This window comes from Deltaproteobacteria bacterium (genome assembly GCA_026712905.1).
GTDB lineage: Bacteria > Desulfobacterota > Binatia > UBA9968 > JAJDTQ01 > JAJDTQ01.
On the sequence record JAPOPM010000023.1, the window covers coordinates 1 to 21,520 of the forward strand.

14 protein-coding genes are annotated in these 21,520 nt (G+C 67.1%); 3 read left to right on the plus strand and 11 right to left on the minus strand.

What is annotated here, in order from left to right:
• The 4 genes from OXF11_01745 to argS form a co-directional block, all read right to left on the minus strand.
• The coding region (locus tag OXF11_01745; GenBank protein ID MCY4485821.1) for a hypothetical protein at nucleotides 1-4,217 on the minus strand (4,217 nt) is incomplete at its 3' end.
• A 503-nt stretch (nucleotides 4,218-4,720) separates the two neighbouring features.
• The gene (locus OXF11_01750) at nucleotides 4,721-4,972 is read right to left on the minus strand and encodes a DUF2007 domain-containing protein (protein MCY4485822.1); all 252 of its coding nucleotides are present in this window, start codon (nucleotides 4,970-4,972) and stop codon (nucleotides 4,721-4,723) included.
• 17 nt (nucleotides 4,973-4,989) lie between these two features.
• Complete coding sequence (surE, locus tag OXF11_01755; GenBank protein MCY4485823.1) at nucleotides 4,990-5,742, minus strand: 5'/3'-nucleotidase SurE; 753 nt, start codon at nucleotides 5,740-5,742, stop codon at nucleotides 4,990-4,992.
• 3 nt (nucleotides 5,743-5,745) lie between these two features.
• The gene (argS, locus tag OXF11_01760; GenBank protein ID MCY4485824.1) at nucleotides 5,746-7,446 is read right to left on the minus strand and encodes an arginine--tRNA ligase; all 1,701 of its coding nucleotides are present in this window, start codon (nucleotides 7,444-7,446) and stop codon (nucleotides 5,746-5,748) included.
• Between the two features lie 190 nt (nucleotides 7,447-7,636).
• On the opposite strand from argS, the gene OXF11_01765 reads away from it, so the two are divergent.
• Together OXF11_01765 and ppk2 are read left to right on the plus strand one after the other, a co-directional pair.
• Nucleotides 7,637-8,629: a Fic family protein gene (locus OXF11_01765; GenBank protein ID MCY4485825.1), complete on the plus strand. Its 993-nt coding sequence runs from the start codon at nucleotides 7,637-7,639 to the stop codon at nucleotides 8,627-8,629.
• Nucleotides 8,630-8,827: 198 nt separating this feature from the next.
• On the plus strand, nucleotides 8,828-9,613 hold the full coding sequence (gene ppk2 / locus OXF11_01770; protein MCY4485826.1) for a polyphosphate kinase 2: 786 nt from the start codon (nucleotides 8,828-8,830) through the stop codon (nucleotides 9,611-9,613).
• Nucleotides 9,614-9,659: 46 nt separating this feature from the next.
• On the opposite strand, the gene OXF11_01775 is transcribed toward ppk2, so the two are convergent.
• Genes OXF11_01775 through OXF11_01785 form a run of 3 tightly spaced genes read right to left on the minus strand, consistent with a single transcriptional unit; the run spans nucleotide 9,660 to nucleotide 14,858 of the window.
• Nucleotides 9,660-10,712: an LLM class flavin-dependent oxidoreductase gene (locus OXF11_01775; GenBank protein ID MCY4485827.1), complete on the minus strand. Its 1,053-nt coding sequence runs from the start codon at nucleotides 10,710-10,712 to the stop codon at nucleotides 9,660-9,662.
• Nucleotides 10,709-11,956, minus strand: a complete 1,248-nt coding sequence (locus OXF11_01780) for a threonine synthase (GenBank protein MCY4485828.1) — start codon at nucleotides 11,954-11,956, stop codon at nucleotides 10,709-10,711. Before OXF11_01780 ends, OXF11_01775 begins: the two co-directional genes overlap by 4 nt.
• A 7-nt stretch (nucleotides 11,957-11,963) precedes the next feature.
• Nucleotides 11,964-14,858 (minus strand): FAD-binding protein, encoded by a 2,895-nt coding sequence (locus OXF11_01785; GenBank protein ID MCY4485829.1) that lies wholly within the window; start codon nucleotides 14,856-14,858, stop codon nucleotides 11,964-11,966.
• Nucleotides 14,859-14,991: 133 nt separating this feature from the next.
• Between OXF11_01785 and OXF11_01790 the strand changes: the two genes are divergently transcribed.
• Nucleotides 14,992-16,017 carry a caspase family protein gene (locus OXF11_01790; protein ID MCY4485830.1) on the plus strand — a complete coding sequence of 342 codons (1,026 nt, stop codon included), beginning with the start codon at nucleotides 14,992-14,994 and terminating at the stop codon, nucleotides 16,015-16,017.
• A 48-nt stretch (nucleotides 16,018-16,065) separates the two neighbouring features.
• On the opposite strand, the gene OXF11_01795 is transcribed toward OXF11_01790, so the two are convergent.
• Genes OXF11_01795 through OXF11_01810 form a run of 4 tightly spaced genes read right to left on the minus strand, consistent with a single transcriptional unit; the run spans nucleotide 16,066 to nucleotide 21,188 of the window.
• Nucleotides 16,066-18,021 (minus strand): hypothetical protein, encoded by a 1,956-nt coding sequence (locus OXF11_01795; protein ID MCY4485831.1) that lies wholly within the window; start codon nucleotides 18,019-18,021, stop codon nucleotides 16,066-16,068.
• 26 nt (nucleotides 18,022-18,047) lie between these two features.
• Nucleotides 18,048-20,036 carry a caspase family protein gene (locus OXF11_01800; GenBank protein MCY4485832.1) on the minus strand — a complete coding sequence of 663 codons (1,989 nt, stop codon included), beginning with the start codon at nucleotides 20,034-20,036 and terminating at the stop codon, nucleotides 18,048-18,050.
• Between the two features lie 37 nt (nucleotides 20,037-20,073).
• Nucleotides 20,074-20,496, minus strand: a complete 423-nt coding sequence (locus tag OXF11_01805) for an antibiotic biosynthesis monooxygenase (protein MCY4485833.1) — start codon at nucleotides 20,494-20,496, stop codon at nucleotides 20,074-20,076.
• Nucleotides 20,493-21,188 carry a uracil-DNA glycosylase gene (locus OXF11_01810; protein ID MCY4485834.1) on the minus strand — a complete coding sequence of 232 codons (696 nt, stop codon included), beginning with the start codon at nucleotides 21,186-21,188 and terminating at the stop codon, nucleotides 20,493-20,495. Before OXF11_01810 ends, OXF11_01805 begins: the two co-directional genes overlap by 4 nt.
• Nucleotides 21,189-21,520: the final 332 nt, after the last annotated feature.

Here is a 21,520-nt window from a genome sequence, read left to right on the forward strand (position 1 = left end):
ACGTACGTCGCTAACGTCCGCCCCGACACCGCCACCCCGCCCGAATACCACTGGTAGCTGAATTCCAGCTCCTCCGGCCCGTCCCCATCCGTTATCCCCGTCGTGTCCACCGTCAACCTCTGCCCCAATGCCACCGTACCCATTATTACAGGCACTCCCGCCGGTGCCCGGTTCTCTACCTCCGTCACCAATACCGGCTGTACCGGGTTGGTCGCGGGCGAGCTATACGTGTATCTGCGATTGCCAAGGGCGACCCTCGCGTTGACCTTGATCCGCTTACGCAGATTCGCCGCCCTGACCGTGTACGTCGACGCCGTCTCCCCCTCCACCACCACGTTGTCCACGAACCACTCGTACCCGACGCTGGTAACAATGTCGGTAAATCTGTACTCCGCGGTCAGCACCTCACCCACGCGCACCTCGCCCCTGATCTTGACAAGGCTGTCGCCAGGCCCGGTGTCGTCCGTACAGCGAACGCCGATAGCGTCGGAACCGTCGCAATTATCGCTGTCGAAGTTGTGCGTACAGGCGTCCAGGCGGGTTTCCGTGCCTTGACAGTCGATATCGTACATGACCGGAACGGGGATAGTGCCACTAACCTGACGGTATTCTCCGTCGCGGCGGCCCAACTGGCGACACGCTACTTGCGCGATCCGCTCGCGTCGCTCGCTGTCGCGGTCCACGGCGCACACCGTCCCCCATTCGCTGCCGTTGTAGGCGGTCACCACCCAGTCGACGAGCAACCGAACGTCGCCCTTGCTCGGCACATCCGCCGGGACCGCCACGGTCGCCACACTCGTCAGCGTTTCCGCCGTCCCCCTGTCGTCCGTGAAATTCACCCGCACCTTCAGGCGATGGCCCACATCGGATGTCTCCACCAGGTACGACCTGCCCGTCTGCCCCACCAACTGCGCGTCGTTCCGCAGCCACTCGTAGAACAACCGCGGATCGTTGAGGCCGTCCGCGTCGCCGATGCCCGACGTGTCCGCCGTCAGCGTGTATCCCACTCGCACCGTCCCGGAGACCACCGGCAACCCGGTGGGGGCCTGGTTCTGCACACTCGCCGCCACTACCGGCCCCCTGGCCACACTCGTTACCGATTCCACCTCCCCCACGTTGTCCGTGAAGCTCACCGTGAGCTTGATCCGTTTCCCCTGCTCCGCCGCCGTCAGCGTGTAGGTCGCACTCGTCGCGTTCGCGATGGACACGTCGTCCGCCAGCCACTGGTACACGAAGGCCGTCCGGTCCAGCCCGTCGCGATCGTTGATCCCCCCGGTAACGGCCCTCAGCGTCTCGCCCACCCGAAGGACACCGCTGATCTCCGGCCTGCCGGTAGGCGCCGCCCCCGACCGCACCGCTGCCGTCTGCGCGCTCGTGATCGTCTGGGGAAAACCGCCGTCGTCGTTAAAGGTTACCCGCACGCTGATGCGCTTCCCCAGCTCCGGATCCGTCAGTCCGTGCGTGCGGCCCGTCGCTCCCGATATCGCCACGTTGTCCGCCAGCCACTGGAACTCGAACCGCACCGAGCTCAGTCCGTCGGCATCGGACACACCATCCGTCACCGCCGTCAGAGTCCGGCCCAGCCGCGGCGTCCCCTCGACGGTCACCGTGCCCGTGGCCGGTTGGTCCTGCGTCCCCTGCGCAAGCACCGGCCCCACCTCCAGGCTCGTAAGCTCTTCGCTGTCGCCCGCTCCATCGGTGAAACTCACCCGCACCTTGATGCGCTTGTTCACTTCGGTCGCCGTCAGCGTGTACGTCGAGCCGATGGCATTCGCGATCGCCGTTCCGTCCCCAAACCACTCGTAGGCAAGACTGGTTTCGTCGATGCCGTCCGGCTCGACGATCCCCGCCGTCGTCGCCGTCAGTGATTCCCCTACACGGTAGGGACCGCCGCCGATCCCGGGCCGCCCGGTGGCGGCAACCCGCCAATAGGCCGGGCCGCCCGGCTCGCTTGAAAAGGTCTCGCCCATGCCCGCGCCGTCGGTAAACGAAACCCGCAGAATGATGCGCTTGCCCGCGACGTCGGGGGTCAGTGAAAACGACATCCCGCTCCCCGCCACCTCATCGTCAGCCACCCACTCGTAGCTGCCCGGAAGCAGCAGCGCCGCCGCAAGATCACCGGGGCCATCCGGGTCCGATATCTCCACGTTCCCCACCGTCAAGCTGCCCCTGTTCACCGTCCAGCTTCCGGAAAGAGACATCGTCAACGTGCCGGAGGGTCGCTGGTTGGCCGTGTTCGCCGCCAGCACCGTCACGGTCTCCGGGCTGGTGAGCATCTCGGCGTTGCCGGCACCGTCGGTAAAACTCACCCGCACCTTGATACGCTGCCCCAACTGCGCGGTCGCCAGCGTGTACGTCGCGCTCAGCGCCCCTGTGATGGGCTGATCGTTTCCGAGCCATTGATAGCTGAACCTCAACGTGGATGGCCCGTCGGGATCCGAGATCTTCGACGTATCCGCGGTCAACACATTGCCAACCTTGGGACTGCCCATGACCTCCGGCCTGCCACTGGGAAGGCGGTTCGACGGCAACACCGCCCGTGTCTCCGCGCTCCTCAGCCTGTTCTCGAATCCGCGCGCGTCCGTGTGGTTTACCCAGACCAGGATGCGCCTCCCCTCGTCCTCCGCCCTGACCGTGTACGTGGATGCCGTCCTCCCGGACACTGCCACCCCATTCGAATACCACTGGTAGCCGAAGTCCAGTTCCTCGGGCCCGTCCGGATCCGATATCCCCGAGGTGTCCGCCGTCAACGTCCGCGCCACCCGCGCATCACCGGTGATCAGCGGCACACCCACCGGTGGCTGGTTCAGGCGGAGCGTCGTCGATGCCGGCTGTACCGGGTTGGTCGCGGGCGAGCTATACGTGCGTCTGGTATTGCCAAAGACGATCCTCGCGTCGACCTTGATCCGCTTACGCAGATCCGCCGCCCTGACCGTGTACGTCGACGCCGTCTCCCCTGTGACCGCCACACTGTCCACGAACCACTGGACGCTCTCGACGTCTTCGGTATAGTCGTCATCGACGTCCGCGGTCAGCACGCTACCCACTCGCACCTCGCCCCTGATCTTGACAAAACTGTCGCCAGGCCCGGTGTCGTCCGTACAGCGAACGCCGAAAGCGTCGCTACCGTCGCAAGTATCGCTGTCGAAGTTGTGCGTACAGGCGTCCAGGCGGCTTTCCGTGCCTTGACAGTCGATTTCGAACATGACCGGATTGGGGGGAATACCAATAATCTCACGGTATTCTCCGCCGCGGCGTCCCAACTGGCGACACGCTACTTGCGCGATCCGCTTGCGTAGCTCGCTGTCGCGGTCCACGGCGCACACCGACCCCCAGTAACTGCCGTTGTAGGCGGTCACCACCCGGTCGCCGAACAACCGAACGTCGCCCTTGCTCGGCACATCCGCCGGGACCGCCACGGTCGCCACACTCGTCAGCGTTTCCGCCGTCCCCCTGTCGTCCGTGAAATACACACGCACCCTCAGGTTATGGCCCACATCCGATGTCTCCACCAGGTACGACCTGCCCGTCTGCCCCACCAACGGCACATCGTCCCGCAGCCATTGATAGCTCAACTGCCCGGTGGTGAGGCCGTCGCCGTCGTCGATGCCCGACGTGCCCGCCGTCAGCGTGTATCCCACTTGCACCGTCCCGGAGATGACCGGCAACCCGGTGGGGGCCTGGTTCTGCACACTCGCCGCCACTACCGGCCCCCTGGCCACGCTCGTGACCGATTCCGCCTCCCCCACGTTGTCCGTGAAGCTCACCGTGAGCTTGATCCGTTTCCCCTGCTCCGCCGCCGTCAGCGTGTAGGTCGCACTCGTCGCGTTCGCGATGGACACGTCGTCCGCCAGCCACTGGTACGAGAAGGCCGTCCGGTCCAGCCCGTCGCGATCGTTGATCCCCCCGGTAACGGCCCTCAGCGTCTCGCCCACCCGAAGGACACCCGAGAAGTCCGGCCTTCCCGTGGCCGGGGCGTGCGTCACCGGTTCCGTCCGTGGGCTGAAACGCTGTCTCGATCCCGGCTGCGTCAGCGCCTGAGCGGAGCCCGGACCGCGCACGTTCCCTCGCTCGTCCGGGAGGACGGACGCCCGCCCGGCCTCCGGCCGGACCAGCAGCACCGTCAGTGCCACCAGCACCAGCACCGCCACCGTGACGTAGCCGCGCGGAATCCGAACACCCTCACGTCCGCAACAGGCTCCGGTCGTCAAGTTCATTTTCCGCTCCTTCCGTAACCCTAACGAACGCCCATCAAGGCGGGAACGGCCAACACCGGCGTTCTCGACACATCCCAGAACTGACAGCAATTATCCCTTATGAGGCGAAATAGTCAAAACAGAAATTCCTATTTCACATGCACATGATATTCCACATGCACACATATTGCCGGAAAGTGAGGTGGTCCCGGAAAATCGGACAGGTTGCCAAGGTGTATTCCACCGACTCAGGGAGGGATACACGATGGCACACGACGACGGTTCAGCGGGGACTTCAAGCGATGGCAGCCCTGGAGGCGCCGCGGGGGGACAAGACGATCCAGGAGATCGCCACGCGGCACGAGATCCACCCGAACCAGGTGAGCATCTGGAAACAGCGAGCGGTGGAGGAGATGAAGGAGGTCTTCTCGAAGGGGGCGGAGCGGAAGTGGGACCACCTCAGGGATGCGGCGGAGCGGTTGCGGCCATGCGTTCGGCAGGTAAAGCGGGTGGTGCGGCGGTCGTCATTCCGTATCCGGGTCCGGATCGGTGACTTCCTGCAGCAGTTCCAGCGCGTCCTCGGCTTCTTCTTCCGGCACCTGGATGGTGGCAGCCATGCCCGCGGAGCCGAACCCGCCCCACAGCGGCCCCACCGGCAACAGGCTTAGCGCCGATTCGCCCTGCACCACATAGGTGATGCCGGCACCGTCGAGGACGGACTTGACCACGGCCAGGGTGGTGACATCTACCGTCCGAAACACGTCTACGTAAGCCATGGTTCTCCCAGAAGTTCCTACAGCGTTCGCACCCGGCCGGCGGCCTCTTCCAACGCGCTCGGGTCGGGGTTCACCGCCGCGCCGGCGATGTCCAGCACCAGCCGCGTGACCGCGATGCGCCCGCCCAGGCACACGTCCACGTCCCGGCCGGGCTGCCGCGGGCGCTTGCGATACTCCGCCTGGTAGATGAACGCGCCGTCCTCTCTGCGGTAAGCCACGCCCAGGGGCCGGGTGTCCAGGGGGCAGACCACGGCGTCCACCTCTGCTTCCTCGGGCAGATGCGGCATGTTGGCGTTCCAGTACTCGCCCTGGGAGAGCTCCGTGGTCAGCAGCCGCCGGAGCAGCAGCGCGGCCCTGCGGAACACCGCATCCCAGTCCAGTTCCAAGCCCTTGGCGACGTACTGGGAAATTGCCAGCGCGCGGCAGCCCAGCAACGCCGCCTCCCGCGCCGCGGCCACCGTGCCCGAGATGTAGACGTCGGCCCCGAGGTTCGCTCCCCGGTTCACCCCCGCCAGCACCCATGCCGCATCCGGAACGATCTCCGTGAGCCCGATCCGGACGCAATCCGCGGGCATCCCCTCCACGCTGTAGTGACGCGCGTCGCGCTGTTCCACGGGAATGGGCCGGTCCGTGGTCACCTGGTGGCCGACGCCCGACTTCCCCACGGCCGGTGCCACCACCACCGGGTCGGCCCACTCGCGCACCGCCCTCTCCAGCACCTCCAGGCCCGGCGCGTCGATGCCGTCATCGTTGGTCAACAGAAGTTTCACCGGCTACATCCGTTCCAGTGGCCGTATGCCGAGGATCGTCAGGCCGCTCCGGAGCACCTGCTTCACCGCGGTGAAAAGCAGCAGCCGCGCCTGCGCCTTGCCCGTTTCCTCCCCCTTGACGCGCAGCACCGCGTAACTGCCGTGCAGGCCGCGCGCCAGCTCCAACAGGTAGTTGCACAGGACCGAAGGCTCGTAGAGGCGTCCCGCCTCCCGCAACACGTCGGGGTAACGGGCCACCAGGCTCACCAACCGGTGCGCCTCGGGCTCCACCAGCGGGCTCACGTCGGCCTCCGGGTCGGGCTCGAGGCCGCAGTTGCGCAGGATGCCGGCGATGCGCGCGTGGGCGCTCATGAGATACGGGCCGGTGTCGCCGTCGAAGGAGATGGCCAGGTCCCAGTCGAAGCGGTAGTCCTTGATGCGCTGCTTGGACAGGTCGGCGAAGAAGATGGCGGCGATGCCCACGGCTTCCGCCACGGTTTCCTCGTCGTCGAGTTCCAGGCGCTTCTCGATCTGCTCGCGCATGTACGTCAGCGCCCGTTGCCGGGCCTCGTCCAGCAGTTCCTCCAGGTAGATGACGTTGCCCTGGCGGGTGGACATGCCCTGCACCAGGCCGAAGTTCACGTGCACACAGTCTTGCCACCAAGGGTGTCCCAGGAGCTTCAGGACCGTGAAGAGCTGGTGAAAATGGAGCGACTGGCCGCTGGCCACCACGTAGACGATGCGGTCGCAGCCGTAGGTGTCGTGGCGGTAGCGCGCCGCCGCCACATCCCGGGTCAGGTACAGGGTGGTGCCGTCGGCCTTTTCCAGGAGCGCGGGCGTATCGATGCCCTCTCCCGACAGGTCGATGATGAGGGCGCCGTCGGACTCCGTGGCCAGCCCCTTGGCGCGGGCCTCCTCGATGACGGCGTCCATCTTGTCGTTGAAGAACGACTCGCCGGTGTAGGAGTCGAAGCGCACGCCCAATCGCTCGTAGATGTGCTTGAAATAGTCGAGGCTGGTGTCGCGAATGCGGCGCCACAGCTCCAGCGCCTCCGGATCGCCGGCTTCCTGGCGGCGGAACCACTCGCGCGCCTCCTCCACCAGCTCCGGCGCGCCGTCGGCGACTTCGTGAAACTTGACGTAGAGCCGGTTGAGGCTCATCAGGTCGTTCTCGTCGCCGGGCTTGCCGAAGTGCTTGAGCCCGGTGATCTGCCGGCCGAACTGGGTGCCCCAGTCGCCCACATGGTTGATGCCCACGACCTCATGGCCCAGGGCCTCGAAGATGCGCACCAGCGCCCCGCCGATGATGGTGGAGCGCAGGTGTCCCACGTGGAAAGGCTTGGCGATGTTGGGCGACGAGTAGTCGATGGCGACGGTCTCGCCCGCGCCGTCCTCGCAGCGGCCGTAGGCCTCCCCCGCCGCTGCCGCCTCGCGCAGCACCGCCTCGGCGAAACGCGTGCGGTCCACCGACAGGTTGACGTAGCCCCCCGCCGCGTCGGCGCCGGACAGGAGGTCCAGGTCCGCCGACGCCTTCTCCGCGAGCTCCTGCGCGATGAGCGGCGGCGCCTTGCGCAGCTTCTTGGCCAGCGTGAAGCACGGGAAGGCGAAATCGCCCATGTCCGGCCTGGGCGGCACCGTCAGCATGCGCGCCACCGCGTCCGATTCCAGCTCCGCGTGCCGCGCGATCACCTCGGCGGCCTCTTGACGAAAGTCGGCCGCGTTCATGGTTTCAAACGTCCCGTGGGCTTCCAAACACGCATTTCGCCAAGTCTAGCACAAAGGCATGAGACTGAGCAGGGAGCCCAGCATTGCCTCGGTCTTCCGCATCCGTTGCACTTTACCGCGGTTTCGCTGAAATTGGGCAATCAGTCTCTTCTACGGAAGGAAGCGGATGACCGTGGACCCTCTTGGGCGTATGACGATCACGACACCCCCATACGCCCTCAACTCGACCATTCTCGACCTTGCCGAACGGATCGGCGAAGCCATCGGGCGGGCGGAAGACGCAGCGGTTCGGGCGGACCTTCTGCTGCGCCGCGCCAATCGTATCCGCACCATTCACGGTTCGCTGGCCATCGAAGGCAACACCCTCACGGAAGAACAGGTCTCGACCATCCTCGAAGGCAAACCGGTGATCGCGCCGCTTCGGGAAATTCAGGAAGTCCGCAACGCCATCAAGGCCTATGAACAGTTCCCGCGATGGAACCCCGGCCGCGAGGCCGATCTGCTGAACGCGCACGGCGTACTGATGGCCGGGTTGCTGGACGCTCCGGGCCGCTACCGGCGCGGCGGCGTGGGCGTAATGGGACCCGCGGAAGTACACCACATCGGCCCTCCGGCTGACCGCGTGCCGCACCTCATGTCGAACCTGCTTTCGTGGTTGGACAGCACCGAAGAGCACCCGGTCATTGCCAGCTCCGTGTTTCACTACGAGTTCGAGTTCATTCATCCCTTCGAGGACGGTAACGGCAGGATGGGTCGACTCTGGCAGACCTTGGTCCTGACGCGGTGGAAGCCTCTGTTCGCTCATGTCCCGGTTGAAAGTCTGGTACATGCACGACAGAACGAGTACTACGACGCAATCCGGACCAGTTCCGCCCACGGCGAAAGCACCCCGTTCATCATTTTCATGCTGGAGGCCATTCTTGAAGCCGTTCGCGGTTTCGGTGCCACCGACCAAGTAAGCGACCAGGTAAGCGACCAAGTAACCCGATTGCTCGCCGCACTCCGGGGCGGCCCGAAATCTGCCACTCAACTCCTGGCAGCGCTCGGACTGTCGCACCGTCCGACGCTTCGCAGAAACTACATTCGACCGGCGCTCGACGCCGGATTGGTCGAAATGACTCGCCCGGAGTCGCCGACAGCGAGGAACCAGCAGTATCGCCTGCGGGGCGTGGGCGGACGGTAGTACGATGAGGCGGATAGAGGACGAGACGCTGGACGAGCGCGCGTCGCTTCGCTTGTCTCTGTGCGTTACGAGTCACCGGAGCGACGATTTCATGTGCGTTCCAAGGGAGCAGGCATGGCCATAACGAACAAGCGTGAGAAGACGTCGAAGAAAACGGCTCGTGACAGTGCCGGCGCGGTTGCGGCTCCATCCGGGAAGATGGACAACAAGCGTTACGAGAAAGAGCTGCTCAGGCTCCAGATCGAGCTGGTCACCATGCTCGAATGGATCAAGCAGCACGGGCTGAAGGTGGTGGTGCTGTTCGAGGGTCGCGACGCGGCGGGCAAGGGCGGCGTCATCAAGCGCATCACCCAGCACCTGAGCCCGCGGATCTGCCGCGTGGTGGCGTTGCCGGCGCCCACCGAACGCGAAAAGACCCAATGGTATTTTCAGCGCTACGTGCCTCACCTGCCGGCCGCGGGGGAGATGGTGCTGTTCGACCGGAGTTGGTACAACCGGGCCGGAGTCGAGAGGGTCATGGGCTTCTGCACCCACGAGGAATACCAGGAGTTCCTGCGTAGCTGCCCGGAGTTCGAGCGCATGCTGGTCCGCTCCGGCATCACCGTGATCAAGTACTGGTTCTCGATCTCCGACGAGGAACAGGAACGGCGCTTCCGGAGCCGGCTCCAGCTCAAGCACAAACGCTGGAAGCTGAGCCCGATGGACCTGGAATCACGGCGGCGCTGGGTCGACTATTCGAGGGCCAAGGACGAGATGTTCGCCCACACCGACATCAAGCAGGCACCGTGGTACGTGGTTGAAGCGGACGTGAAGAAACACGCGCGGCTCAACTGCATCAGCCATCTGCTGAGCATGATCCCCTATGAGGATAGGACGCCCGAACCGATCAAGCTGCCTAAACGCACGGATGCCGGCGCCTATGTCCGCCCGCCCATCACGGACCAGACCTTCGTCCCCGCGGTGTATCCCGGGAAGCAAAAGTAGTCTCGACCGAGATTCAGCCTCGGCCTCCGGTCCCGGGACGCGCGAGCTACGCGGGTCCGGTGTCCTGGAACGCCGGCGCCACGTGGCGGCTGAAGCGCTCCATGGATGCCAGGACCTTCTCCTGCTTGAGGCCGCCGAAGTGGAAGCAGAGTCCGATGTGGGTGGGGCCCACCACGTCGATGATGGACCGGAGGTGCTCGATGCAGGTATCGGGGCCGCCGAACACGCCGCGGTTGTCCTGCACCATGGCGTCGTAGGCCAGACGCGCGTAGATCTTGTCCAGCATGGGCACGCGCGCGGGGTCAAGGCGCACCTCGTCGAGGGCGAACTCGCGCCAGCGGTGCCAGGCGTCCTCCACCTCGGCGCGGGCGTGGCCGTCGTCCTCGCCGACGTAGATCGGGTACATGACGAAGACGTCGTGGTCTTCCTCGGAGTACCCGGCGTCCCGCAGGCTTTCGAGGTAGACCTCGATGCGCGGACGCTGCTCGGCGTTGCTGCCGATCCACGGCAGGGTCATGAGGTGGTAGCCGTGGCTGCCGATCATGCGGAAGTTGTCCAGGTCGCGGTTGGCGGGCACGTAGATGGGCGGATGCGGCTGCTGGCGCGGGCGCGGGCGCACGGTCATGCCGTGGTAGCTGAAGAACTCGCCGTCCCACTCCACGGTCTCCTCCGTCCAGGCCATGCGGATGACATCCAGGGCTTCCACGAGCCGGGGCTGCGCCGTGCTCCAGTCGTACCCGTACACCTCGTACTCGTGGGGACTCATGCCCCGGCCGGCACCGAAGAGCACCCGTCCGTCGCAGAGAAGGTCGAGCATGGCGTACTCTTCGGCGATCTGAAGCGGGTGGTGCATGGGCACGAGGGACACCGCTGAACCGAGCCGGAGGCGTTGGGTGCGCTGGGAGGCGGCGGACAGCAGCATCTGCGGGCTGGGCATCATGCCGCCGAAGAGCCGGAAGTGATGCTCGGTGACCCAGAGGCTGTCGAAGCCCAGGCTCTCGGCGGCATCGATCTGTTCCAGCCAGCGCGCGTAGAGCTCCCGCGAGTCGCCGTCCAGCTCGGGAACGTAGGTGTTGAGCAGGTAGTATCCGAACTTCATGGCTGTCCTTCGTTTCCCGTTGCCTTCAGCCTCTCCCTCAACACATCCAGATCAGGCCCGATCGGCTCCAACGCGTCGGTGGACATGGCGACGCTGCCGACCTGCTTCAACCCGTGGCCGGTGACGTTGCACACCACCAGGTCGTCGGCGCCGATGACGCCCTCGCCGCGCAGGCGGATGGCCGCGGCCAGAGACGTGGCGGCGGCGGGCTCGGCGAAGATGCCGGCCATGCGCGCCAGCAGCCCCTGGGCCACGAGGATCTCCTCGTCCGACAGCGCCACGCCGGTGCCGCCGCTGGCGCGCACGGCGCGCAGCGCGCGCAGTCCCAGCGCATGCGGGTTGCCCACCCGGATGCTCTCGGCCACCGTGGCCCCCGCGCTCACGGGCTCCACGGTGGCGCTGGCGCTCTCGAGGGCGGCGACGATGGGCGCGGCGGCCGCGCTCTGCGCCGCCACCAACCGGGGGAAGCGGTGCACCCAGCCGAGGCCGTGCAATTCCTGATAGCCCTTCCACATGGCCACCAGCCCCGCGCCTCCGGCTGTGGGGTGAATGACCCAGTGAGGCACGTGCTCGTCCAACTGGTCGAAGAGCTCGAAGGCGTAGGACTTCTTGCCCTCGTTGCGGTACGGGTTCGTGGACAGGCAGTCGTACCAGCCGAACTCCTTGACCGCCGCCCGGTAGAACGCGCCCATGCCGTCGAGGTCCGCGTCCACCGTCACGACGGTGGCGCCGCAGGCGCGCGCCTGGATCACCTTGGCCGCGTCCGTGCCCGCCGGCACCAACACCACGCTGCGCAGGCCCGCGGCCGCGGCATAGGCCGCCACCGAGGCGGCGGCGTTGCCGGTGGACGGAACCGCGGCGGTGCCGAAGCCCAGCTCCACGGCGCGGGAGATGCCCACGCTGTTGCTGCGGTCCTTGAGGGAGCCCGACGGAAGCAGCGTGTCGTTCTTGACGTAGAGGCGCTCCAGCCCCAGGTGCGCGCCGAGCCCGCGGCACCGGGTGAGCGGGGTGTAGCCCTCTCCCAGGGACACCACCGAGCCGCGGTTCTTCACCGGGAAGAAATCGAACCAGCGCCACAGGCTCTTGTCGGCGCTGGTGCGGATGACGCGCACGTCGGAGCGGGTCAGGTGCCCGAGGTCCATGTGCGCCTCCAGCACGGCGCCGCACGCGCCGCACGCGAAGGTGTCGTCGGTCACCGCCTCCCAGCCGCACTGCGGACAGCGCAACGCCGCGATCCTGCCCATGATCCCCTCAGGCCCCGGCTTCCCGGGCGTCCTCCCACAGCACCTCGACGGGATGAAGCGCCCGGCGTCCGGTGAGGTGCTCGATCTGCTGCCGGCAGGAGATGCCCGAGGCCACCACCCGCGCGTCCTCCGGTGTCGTCTCCACGGCGGGCACCAGACGGCGGTTGGCGATGGTGACGGACACGTCGTAGTGCTCCTTCTCGAAGCCGAAGGAACCGGCCATGCCGCAGCAGCCGGAGTCCACCTCGCGCACCTCGTGCCCGGCGTCGCGCAGCACCGACACCGTCGGCGCCATGCCCACCAAGGCCTTCTGGTGGCAATGGCCGTGCAGCAGCACCGGCGGTCTCGGCGAGCCGCCGTTGGTCAACGAACTTGCGACGTCGTCGCCCATGAGCAGCTCCTCGATGAGCAGCGTCCGGCCCGCCACCAGGCGCGCCGGCTCGTTGCGCAGCAGGTCGGGGTATTCGTCGCGCAGCGTCAGGATGCAGGACGGCTCCAGGCCCACCACGCGCACCCCCTGCTCCACGTGGGGCAGCAGCCGGGCGACGTTCCAGGCGGCGTTGTCCTTGGCCTCCTGGAGCATGCCCTTGGAGATCATCGGCCGGCCGCAGCAGCGCCGCGGCACGGTCATGACGCGGTAGCCGCAATGCTCCAGCAGGCGCGTGGCCGCCACCGCCACGTCGGGCGTGTTGTAGGTGTTGAAGGTGTCGTGGAACAGGATCACCGAGCCGCGGGAGCCGTTGCCCGCGGCGCCATGCCGCTTCCACCAGTCCTCGAAGTTGTGGCGCGCGAAGCTCGGCAGCGGGCGCCGGCGATCGATGCCCAGGAGCCGGTCCAGCAACCAGCGGCTCACCGGGTTGCCGTTGACCCGGTTGGCCACGGGCGCCAGCAGCGAGCCCCAGCGGCTCAGGGAACCGATGCGTCCGAACAGGCGGCTGCGCAGGGACACGCCGTGGACTTGCTGGTAATGGTACAGGAACTCGTACTTGAGCTTGGCCATGTCCACGTTGGACGGGCATTCGGCCTTGCACCCCTTGCATTCGAGGCACAGGTCCAGCACCTCGTGCAACCCCTCGCCGGTGAACTCCGAGCGCGGCACCTTGCCCGACAGCACGGCGCGGAACGCGGTGGCGCGCCCGCGGGTGGAGTGCTTCTCCTCCAGGGTGGCCATGTACGAGGGGCACATGGTGCCCCCCAGGGTCTTGCGGCACGCTCCGGTGCCGTTGCACATCTCCACCGCGGCCACGAAGCCCCCCTGGTCGCTGAAATCCAGCATGGTCTGGGGCTGCCACGTCTTGTAGGACGTGCCGTAGCGCAACGAGTCGGTCATGGGCGGGGCGTCCACGATCTTGCCGGGGTTCAGCAGGTTGTGCGGGTCGAACAGGCGCTTGACCTTGCGGAACTCCTGGTACAGCTCGGGACCGAAGAGCTTCTCGTTCAGGTGGCTGCGCGCCAGACCGTCGCCGTGCTCCCCGGACATGGCGCCGCCGAACTCCATCACCAGGTCGGAGATCTCGCGCGAGATCACCGTCATCTTCTCCACCTCGCCCGCCTCCTTGAGGTTGATGAACGGGCGGATGTGCATGCACCCCACCGAGCAGTGGCCGTAGTAGCCGGCGCGCACCCCGTGGCCGCCGAGGACCTCGCGGAAGCGCTTGATGAACTCCGGCAGCTTCACCGGGTCCACCGCCGTGTCCTCGACGAAGGCGATGGGCTTCTTCTCGCCCTTGACGCCCAGCAGCAGCCCGAGCCCCGCCTTGCGCACGCCCCAGATCCGGTTCACCTCGCCCGGCTCGTACGCCACCGACGCGGCGTAGCCCATGCCCTCGCGCTGTCGCAGCGCCTCCAGCCGGTCCACCTTGTCGCGCACTTCCTCGGCGGTGTCGCCGTCGTACTCCACCATGAGGATGGCGTCGGGGTCGCCCTGCACGAACCCCAGGCGCTTGGACTGCTCGATGTTGTTGCGCGCCAGGTCGAGTATGGGCTTGTCGGTAAGCTCCATGGCGTAGGGGTTGGTGGCGAGGATCGCTTCCGACACGCCCAGGGCGTCCTGGAGGTCGTGGAAATGCAGGACGTCCAGCGCGGTGAACCTGGGCTTCGGCACCAGACGCATCTTCGCTTCCACCACGCACGCCAGGGTCCCTTCGGAGCCCACGATCAGGCGCGCGAGGTTGAACGGCTGGTCCTTGGTGAACTCGTCCAGATTGTAGCCCGAGACCCGGCGCATGAGCTTGGGATAGCGCTCGGCGATGAGCGCGCTGGCCGAATCCACCAGCGGTGGAAGTTCGCGGTAGATGCGGTTCTCGAGTCCCTTGCCGGACTGCTGGTGGGCGAGACTGTCAGCCGGCACGTCGCGCAGCACCACCTCGCTGCCGTCCGCCAGCAGCACGGTCAGCTCCAGCACGTGGTCCAGGGTCTTGCCGTAGACGATGGAGTGGGCGCCGGCGGAATTGTTGCCGATCATGCCGCCGATGGTGGCCCGGTTGGAGGTGGAGGTGTCGGGGCCGAAGAGCATGCCCATGGGCGCCACGTGCGTGTTGAGGGCATCCTGCACGACGCCGGGCTGGACCCGGCACCACAGTTCCTCCCGGTTCACCTCGAGCACCTGGTTCATGTACTTGGAGAAGTCCATGACGATGGCGTGGCCCACCGTCTGGCCCGCCAGCGAGGTGCCGCCGCCCCGCGCCAGCACCGGCACCCGGTGCTTGTTGGCCACCTCGATGACCGCCTGGACGTCCCCCTTGTGACGGGGCACGACAACGCCCACGGGCTCCACCTGGTAGATGGACGCGTCCGTGGCGTAGAGCAGCCGCGAGTACGCGTCGAACCGGACCTCGCCCTCCACGTGTTTGCGGAGCTCGGCCTCGGTGTCCCGGTAATCCTGCGAAGCTTCACGCGCCATCGGCAAATTCTCCTCGCGGCTACCATAGCACGAATCGGACGACGATTGCCCAAGCCCGCGAAACAGCCCGCCAATGCTTGCGTTTCCCGGGGTTGTGCGCTATCCACGCCCTCAGGAGAGTATCCTCAAGGCCATGGTATCGTCGCCGAACATTTCAGCCTTCAAGCTCGCGTTGATCGTGGCATTCGCGCTGCTTTGGACTGGGCCCGTGGCCGCGTCCCAACGGGTCGCCCTGGTCATCGGCAACAGCGCGTACATGCGCATTGCCGCCCTCGACAGCCCCGTGAACGACGCGACCCTGATGTCGGCGGCCCTCCGAAGAGTCGGCTTCGACGTCATCGACGGGACCAACCTGACCAAGGAGGCGATGGAGTCGGCCATCATCGACTTCGGCCGGCGCCTGCGCGGGGCGGGACCCCACGCCCAGGGGCTGTTCTACTACTCCGGACACGGAGTTCAGTCGCGCGGCGTCAACTACCTGATCCCCCTGGATGCGCCCATCACCCAGGAAAGCCACCTCGCCATCAAGGCGGTGCCCGCGTGGTGGGTGCTGGACCAGATGGACGACGCGCAGAACCGGCTGAACCTCGTGGTGCTGGATGCCTGCCGCAACAATCCTTTCAAGGTCGGTACGGACAAGAACCCCATCGGTCGGGGCGGGTTGCAGGTGATCGACGCCCCCACCGGCACCTTGATCGCCTACGCCGCGGCGCCGGGCAAGGTTGCCTATGACGGGCGCGGGGTGAACTCGATCTACTCGCCGTTTACCCAGGCGTTTGTCGAGGCCATGGAACTTCCCGACCTGCAGGTGGAGGATGTCCTCAAGCGGGTGCGAAAGACCGTGCGGGAACGGACGGAGAACCGCCAGCAGCCGTGGTGGGCAAGCTCGCTGGAGGGGCGTTTCGCCTTTCGCGTCGGGTCCGCCAACGGAGTCCCGGACGCTTCGGAACCCACGGCCGCGGCGCCTGTTTCGCCCGACGCGCGGACGCGGGACCAAGGTTTCGTCAGGCCGCTGGTCTTCGACGACGCCGACAGCCGCTTCTGGCTGAAGGTCAGGGGAAACTGCGCCCTCGTGGACGAGTACTACAGGCACTATCCCAACGGCCGGCACATCTCCGAGTACTGGGAAAGACGACGCGAGTGCGCCGCCGCGCCGTAGCGTTCCCGACCCCTCACCCTCTCCACATCGTTCCAACCGTCCGGCGGGTCAGTGGAGGATCACCTCCAGCAGGTCCCGTGGCGCGCGGTCGACCATGACGGCGGCGGCCTCTTCGGTCTCCTCGGACACGGGGACGATCATGCACTTGCCGCTACGGCCGCCGTTGCCGTCCTGTCCGAACCGCCCCGCGTTGCCCTCGTAGCCGCCGGCGCCGAGTTCGGGCCTGTACGCGGAGGGGTCATTCGCGATGTAGGCGTCGACCTCCGGGATGTTCCCCGGCGCACCCGGCCTTCCGGGCGCACCGTCACGGCCACCGGTGCCGCCGCGTCCGCCGGCGCAGTCGAGCACGAACGCGGTCTCGAGTTCACGGGTAGCGAGTATCACCGTGATGTTCCCGCCCTCTCCGCCGTTGCCCCCGTTACCGCCGTCGCCACCGTCACCGCCGTCGCCGCCATCGCCGGAGAAGTAGCCGTTGCCCCCGGTCCCACCGCGACCGCCGTCACCCCCAGCGCCACCGTCACCGCCGTCGCCGCCCCGGCTGAGGATGGTGACGGGCGCACCGTGCAGACGGCGAGTGTAGTATGCGGGCGGCTTGCCGGGGGCGCGCACCTCGAACAGCACGAGACGTTCCGTGGCATCGAGCGTGCGTACCTCGCGGGCCACCACCCGGAGGTCCGGACCGTAGCCGCCATGCGTGCCGTGCTGGCCGAAACCGCCGCGTCCGCCGGACCTGCCGTCGCCGGCGCGCCCGAACGTGCGCCCGTTGTCGCGCCCGCGCGCCCCGTCGCGGCCGTCCCGTCCGGCGCTGCCGGCCCGTCCCGGCGTCCCCATGAAAGAGAGCACCTCCTGCTTCATGAGCGGGACGATGCTGAGGAAGTCGGGCGCGTACCGTTGCCGGATCGACAGGGGGGAGGCCTTGGGTGAACCACGGTAGTCCACCGAGACGATGAGCGAGCGGCCGATCAACGCCCTGGGCGCGGCGAAGCGCACCACATGGGTCTTGGGCTCGTAGACCCCGTTCACCACCCGAACGGCCAACCGGGCCGGGGGCAGCGGGTACGTGTTGTCGAGGTGCGACCCTCGGCCTTCACGGCCCAGGACCCAGGTCCTTCCGGCGGTATCCTTCACCCCAAGGTCAAGTCTGGCGCTTTCGCCCGGTATGATCGTCCGGACCCCGGCCAGCGGCCCGGCAAACTCCATGGACGCCACGTCATCGCGATCCGGCCCGCGCCAGATGGCCGGATCGTTATCGAAACGGAGAACCCTCGACGGACCGCCGCCGTACTCGATGGCCGCGCCGAACGGCTCTTCGCTGTCCGGAACCTCGGCGACCAGCGTCGTCCAGTCGTCGCCGGCACTGGCGAAATGGGTCAGCCCGAACGTGAGCCGCGAGCGCGGGATGGGGAAGCCGGCGTCGCCGGGGGCGAAGCTCCGCCCTGCGCGGTCGCGTGCGGTGATGTCGAGCCGGTACCGTTCGCCCGGGATGAGCGCGGTGCCCGCGGGGATCTCGTGCTCCTCGTCCCGCTGCTTCCAGAGAAGCCGGACGTGAAGTTCCGTCACGTCGCCCGGCTCCGGACCTTCGATGCGCGCGAAGTCGGGACGGTAACGCCGGACGGCGCGGATCTCCGGCGCGGCCGCCAGGGAGACGGCGATCTCGTAGCCGGTCTCCGGAACCCGCCGGCGGTCCGCGCTGAGGCGGACCTGTCCGGTTTCGCGGTCGTAGTCCCCCCCTTGGACGGCGACCAGGAAATCCTCGGCGTTTTCAAGGCGGCGCGCCATTCCCTCGCCGTCCGTGACGGTAACGTCACCGATGGACAGGGTGGTGCCCGGCACCACCAGCGCACCTTCCGGAAGGCCCGCGGGCAGGTGGAAGCTTAAAGCCGCCGGGGGAGGCTTGGTGACGGCGCAACCCGAAAGGAGCCAGAACGCCCACAGGCACAGCAAGGGAAGGAGTGCTTGCAGCCGGGCCCGGCGCGGCCGGGGAGAGAAGTTCGCGGGCGCCATCACGACGGATCGATGTGGCCTTGAACTCAACGACGCCGCGGGACGATCTCGTATTCGAGTTGGCCCACCGTCCAGTTGTCGCGGAGCGCCGCGCCGGCCTCTCCGGCGGGGCCGTTGACGCCCAGCACTTCGGAGAGCTCCACCACGTAGGCCTCCGGTCTGGAGATGACCAACAGGTCCTTGTGCCGTGAAGACAACTCTTCAAGCGCGGCGCTGTCCTCCGAGACCACGGCGATCAGCATGCCCCGGCCGACGGGCGGTATCGCCTGGACGCGCAACCCGGATTGTCTGCCCGGCAGGGCCACACGCTCGCCCGCGCGGATTCTCTTCGGCACGCCGGCCTGCACGCTCAAGCGATTCGGGAAGAGCTGGTACAGGCGTCCGGCCGTATCCACGTCCAGCAGCACCAGGGTCCCGGCCCGCTCGCTCTCCACGACCACTTCGATCTCGTCGCCGACGAGGACCATGGGACTGGGCCGGATCTCGATCCGGACGCGCCCCCGCCCGCCGGCGGCCCGCGCTTCTTCGGGCTCCGGCCGATGGGACCGGGGCCGCGCCAGCAGTTCCCTGACGAAGCTGGCGGTGGCGGACAAGCCCATGGCGTTCGCCGAGGCGAACACCGGCTCGTCGAGGCGCTCCGCCGAGGCGAAGAGCTGCGGCGTCAGCCCTCCCGCACAGTCGGCGACATGCCGTTGGCAATACGCGTTGGCCGCGTCCACGAGGTATCGGCGCAACTCCCGCACCGTCACCGTGCCGTCCATGTCCGCGTCGGCCTTGCCTCCGTCGACGCCCCTCAGGAACAACCGCGTAAAGACACTGCCCCGGTCGACGCTGCCGCCGGGCCATGCCGATACTTCCCGGGCCACCAGCGCCGGCTGGCCCACCCGCGACGCGGCCCATACCGTCACGCCCGGATGGATGGAGGCGAGAAACGACTCGCGCTCCCCCGCTCCCGCGGAAGGGCCGATGCTCTTGGTCGCGGCGACCCGGTCCGACGCTCCGTCCGGGAGTCGGGGAGACTTTACGTACATGGGTTCGCCCGGGCTTCCGGCCGCCGCGCCCGCGTGGCCGGAATCGAGCACGACGTGCACTCGACGTCCCGCGAGGCGGCCGAGCAGCGCCGCCATCTCGTCGTCCGTGATCGTGCCCGCGAGTTCCCCACGGCCGCCCAAGGCGGCGTCCGCCGGCACCAGCGTCTCGTCACGCCCGTCGGGTTCGTCGCCGCCGGAGTCGCGCTGCTGGGATCCGTGCCCGCTGAAGTAGAGAAAGACCTCGTCACCAGGCTTGGTGCCGTCCACCAGCCAGTCCTGGATCGCGCCCAGAATACGGCTCCGCGTGGCGTCGGCGTCCAGGAGCAGCCTGACGTCCTCGTAGTGGTACCCGAGTTGGCGGATCAGAAACGCCCGCATCTCCCGGGCGTCGTTCACCGGCGCCCCGAGCAGACCCGTGAGGTGCCGGTAGGCATCCACGCCGATCAACAGGGCGCGTTTCCCCGAGGCGCTCGGCGGCGTGACCACGCCGAGGTTCACGATCTCGACCCTGCGGTTGCGTGGGTCCTCGGGCGGGACTCCGCGGATGGGCAGGCTCTCCCCGAAACCCACCTCCACCAACCGCTCGGCGGCGATTCCGGTGGCGTCGACGATACGGCGCTTCACGGCGCGCGCCCGGCGCAGCGACAGGCTCCTGTTGTACTCCTCGCTCCCGGTGTTGTCGGTGTGCCCCTGGATGGAGAATGAACGGGACTGGAGAGATTCCGCGCCCAACGCCTTCACCAGCTCGGCCAACTGTGTTTGCGCGCTGGCGGTCAGGCGGTCGGAGTCGAACTCGAACTGGATCGCCGGCAAGGTGACCCGGAAACCCTTGGTGAGGCCCTGCGCAATCTCGCCGGAACGGACGATCTCACCCGCGTTCGCAACCCCCGCCGGCGTTGTCGCGCCGAGACCGCCGGCCGCGAGCAATGCCAAGAGCGCGACAGCGGCTCTCCAAAGGCAACGCACACGCCTGTCGAGCGTCATGCTCGTACCTCCTCGCCTGTTCGGTTCGAGGTACGACTCAGTCGATGGGCTCGTACCGCTTTACCACGGCGCGCGCGCCTTGGAGAGAGCGCGCGTGCGACTGGATGGCTTGGTGATCCTCGCTTTTGCGGTAGCGATCGATGTCCGCCTGGGTATCCCATTCCGAGTAGGAAATATATTCCCCCGGACTATCGATGCACTTGAGCAACTGCTCGGAGTTGCAACCTTGCTGCCCGGTCATGCGCGGTGCGCAATCCTCCTTCCAGATGCGTTCCGCATCCGCGGCCTGACCGGGGTCGACATTGACATGTATCAAACGCACAATAGACATTCCGAGTCCTCCTTCTCGCCCTTCACCGCCAGCTTGTTGATAACGGTTACCAGCATACTGACCCCACGGGAAATGGGCAACAGAAACCGCCACGGCGATGCGGCAACAAGCAGCGTTCTTGTATGTCACACGTCTTCGTCAAGAAGCGCGCGAACCTGCCGGAAAACGCCGTGGAACATGGGCACCGTCAGCTTTCCGCTGAAGGTGTTCTGCTGGCTGGGATGGTAGGAGCCCAACAGGGTCAGGCCGTCGGTGATCTCGTGACGGCTGCCATGGCCGAAACGCGGGCGCGGCCGCGGCAGCGCCCAGCCCACTTCAACGGCCGCCCTCAGGTAGGAGTCGAAGGCGATCTTCCCGAGGGCGACGACCACGCGCAGGCGCGGCAGCAGCCTGAGCTCCCGTACCAGGTAGTCGCGGCAGTTGTGAAACTCGTCCGGGGCGGGCTTGTTGCCGGGAGGAGCGCAACGCACCGCGGCGGAGATGTAGCAGTCCGCGAGCGTCAGGCCGTCGTCGCGGTGTAGCGATTCGGCCTGGCTGGCGAAACCGTGTTCGAACAGCGCGCTGTACAACCAGTCGCCGCTGCGGTCGCCGGTGAACATGCGGCCGGTGCGGTTGCCGCCGTGGGCCGCGGGCGCGAGCCCGACGATGAGGAGCCGCGCCGCAGCGTCGCCGAAACCCGGCAGGGGCTTGCCCCAGTAGGGCTGGCCGTGGTAGCGCCGCGGCGGATTGGCGGCGGCATCGGCGCGCCAAGCCACCAGCCGCGGGCACTTCCGGCACCGGATCGCGGCGCGGTTGACCCGCTCCAGGGAGTCCCGTCTCATGGGCGGGAGGCTAGTGTGGTATCCGGTTAATTCGCATAACAATCTGCGGGTCTTTTCTGCATTGAAATCGTTTTTTCGGCTTGTTTATCAATATGTTAGGAACATGCTCATTTGAGCCGTCATCGATATGTAACCCCATTCAACCAATACTCAGTCCCCGCAAGCGCGCGTATGTCCTCAAGTCAGTTTGGAGCCTCGGAGAAAGTCACCGTAGCGCCCCGCCGGGCCGGGGTCAATTGCCGGTTTCGTGTCCAGCTGATGCCGGAGAGTTCGACCGGGGGGACGGTCGGAAAATCCGCCTGTCCATTGACCCCGCTTAGGTTCTCTTCACC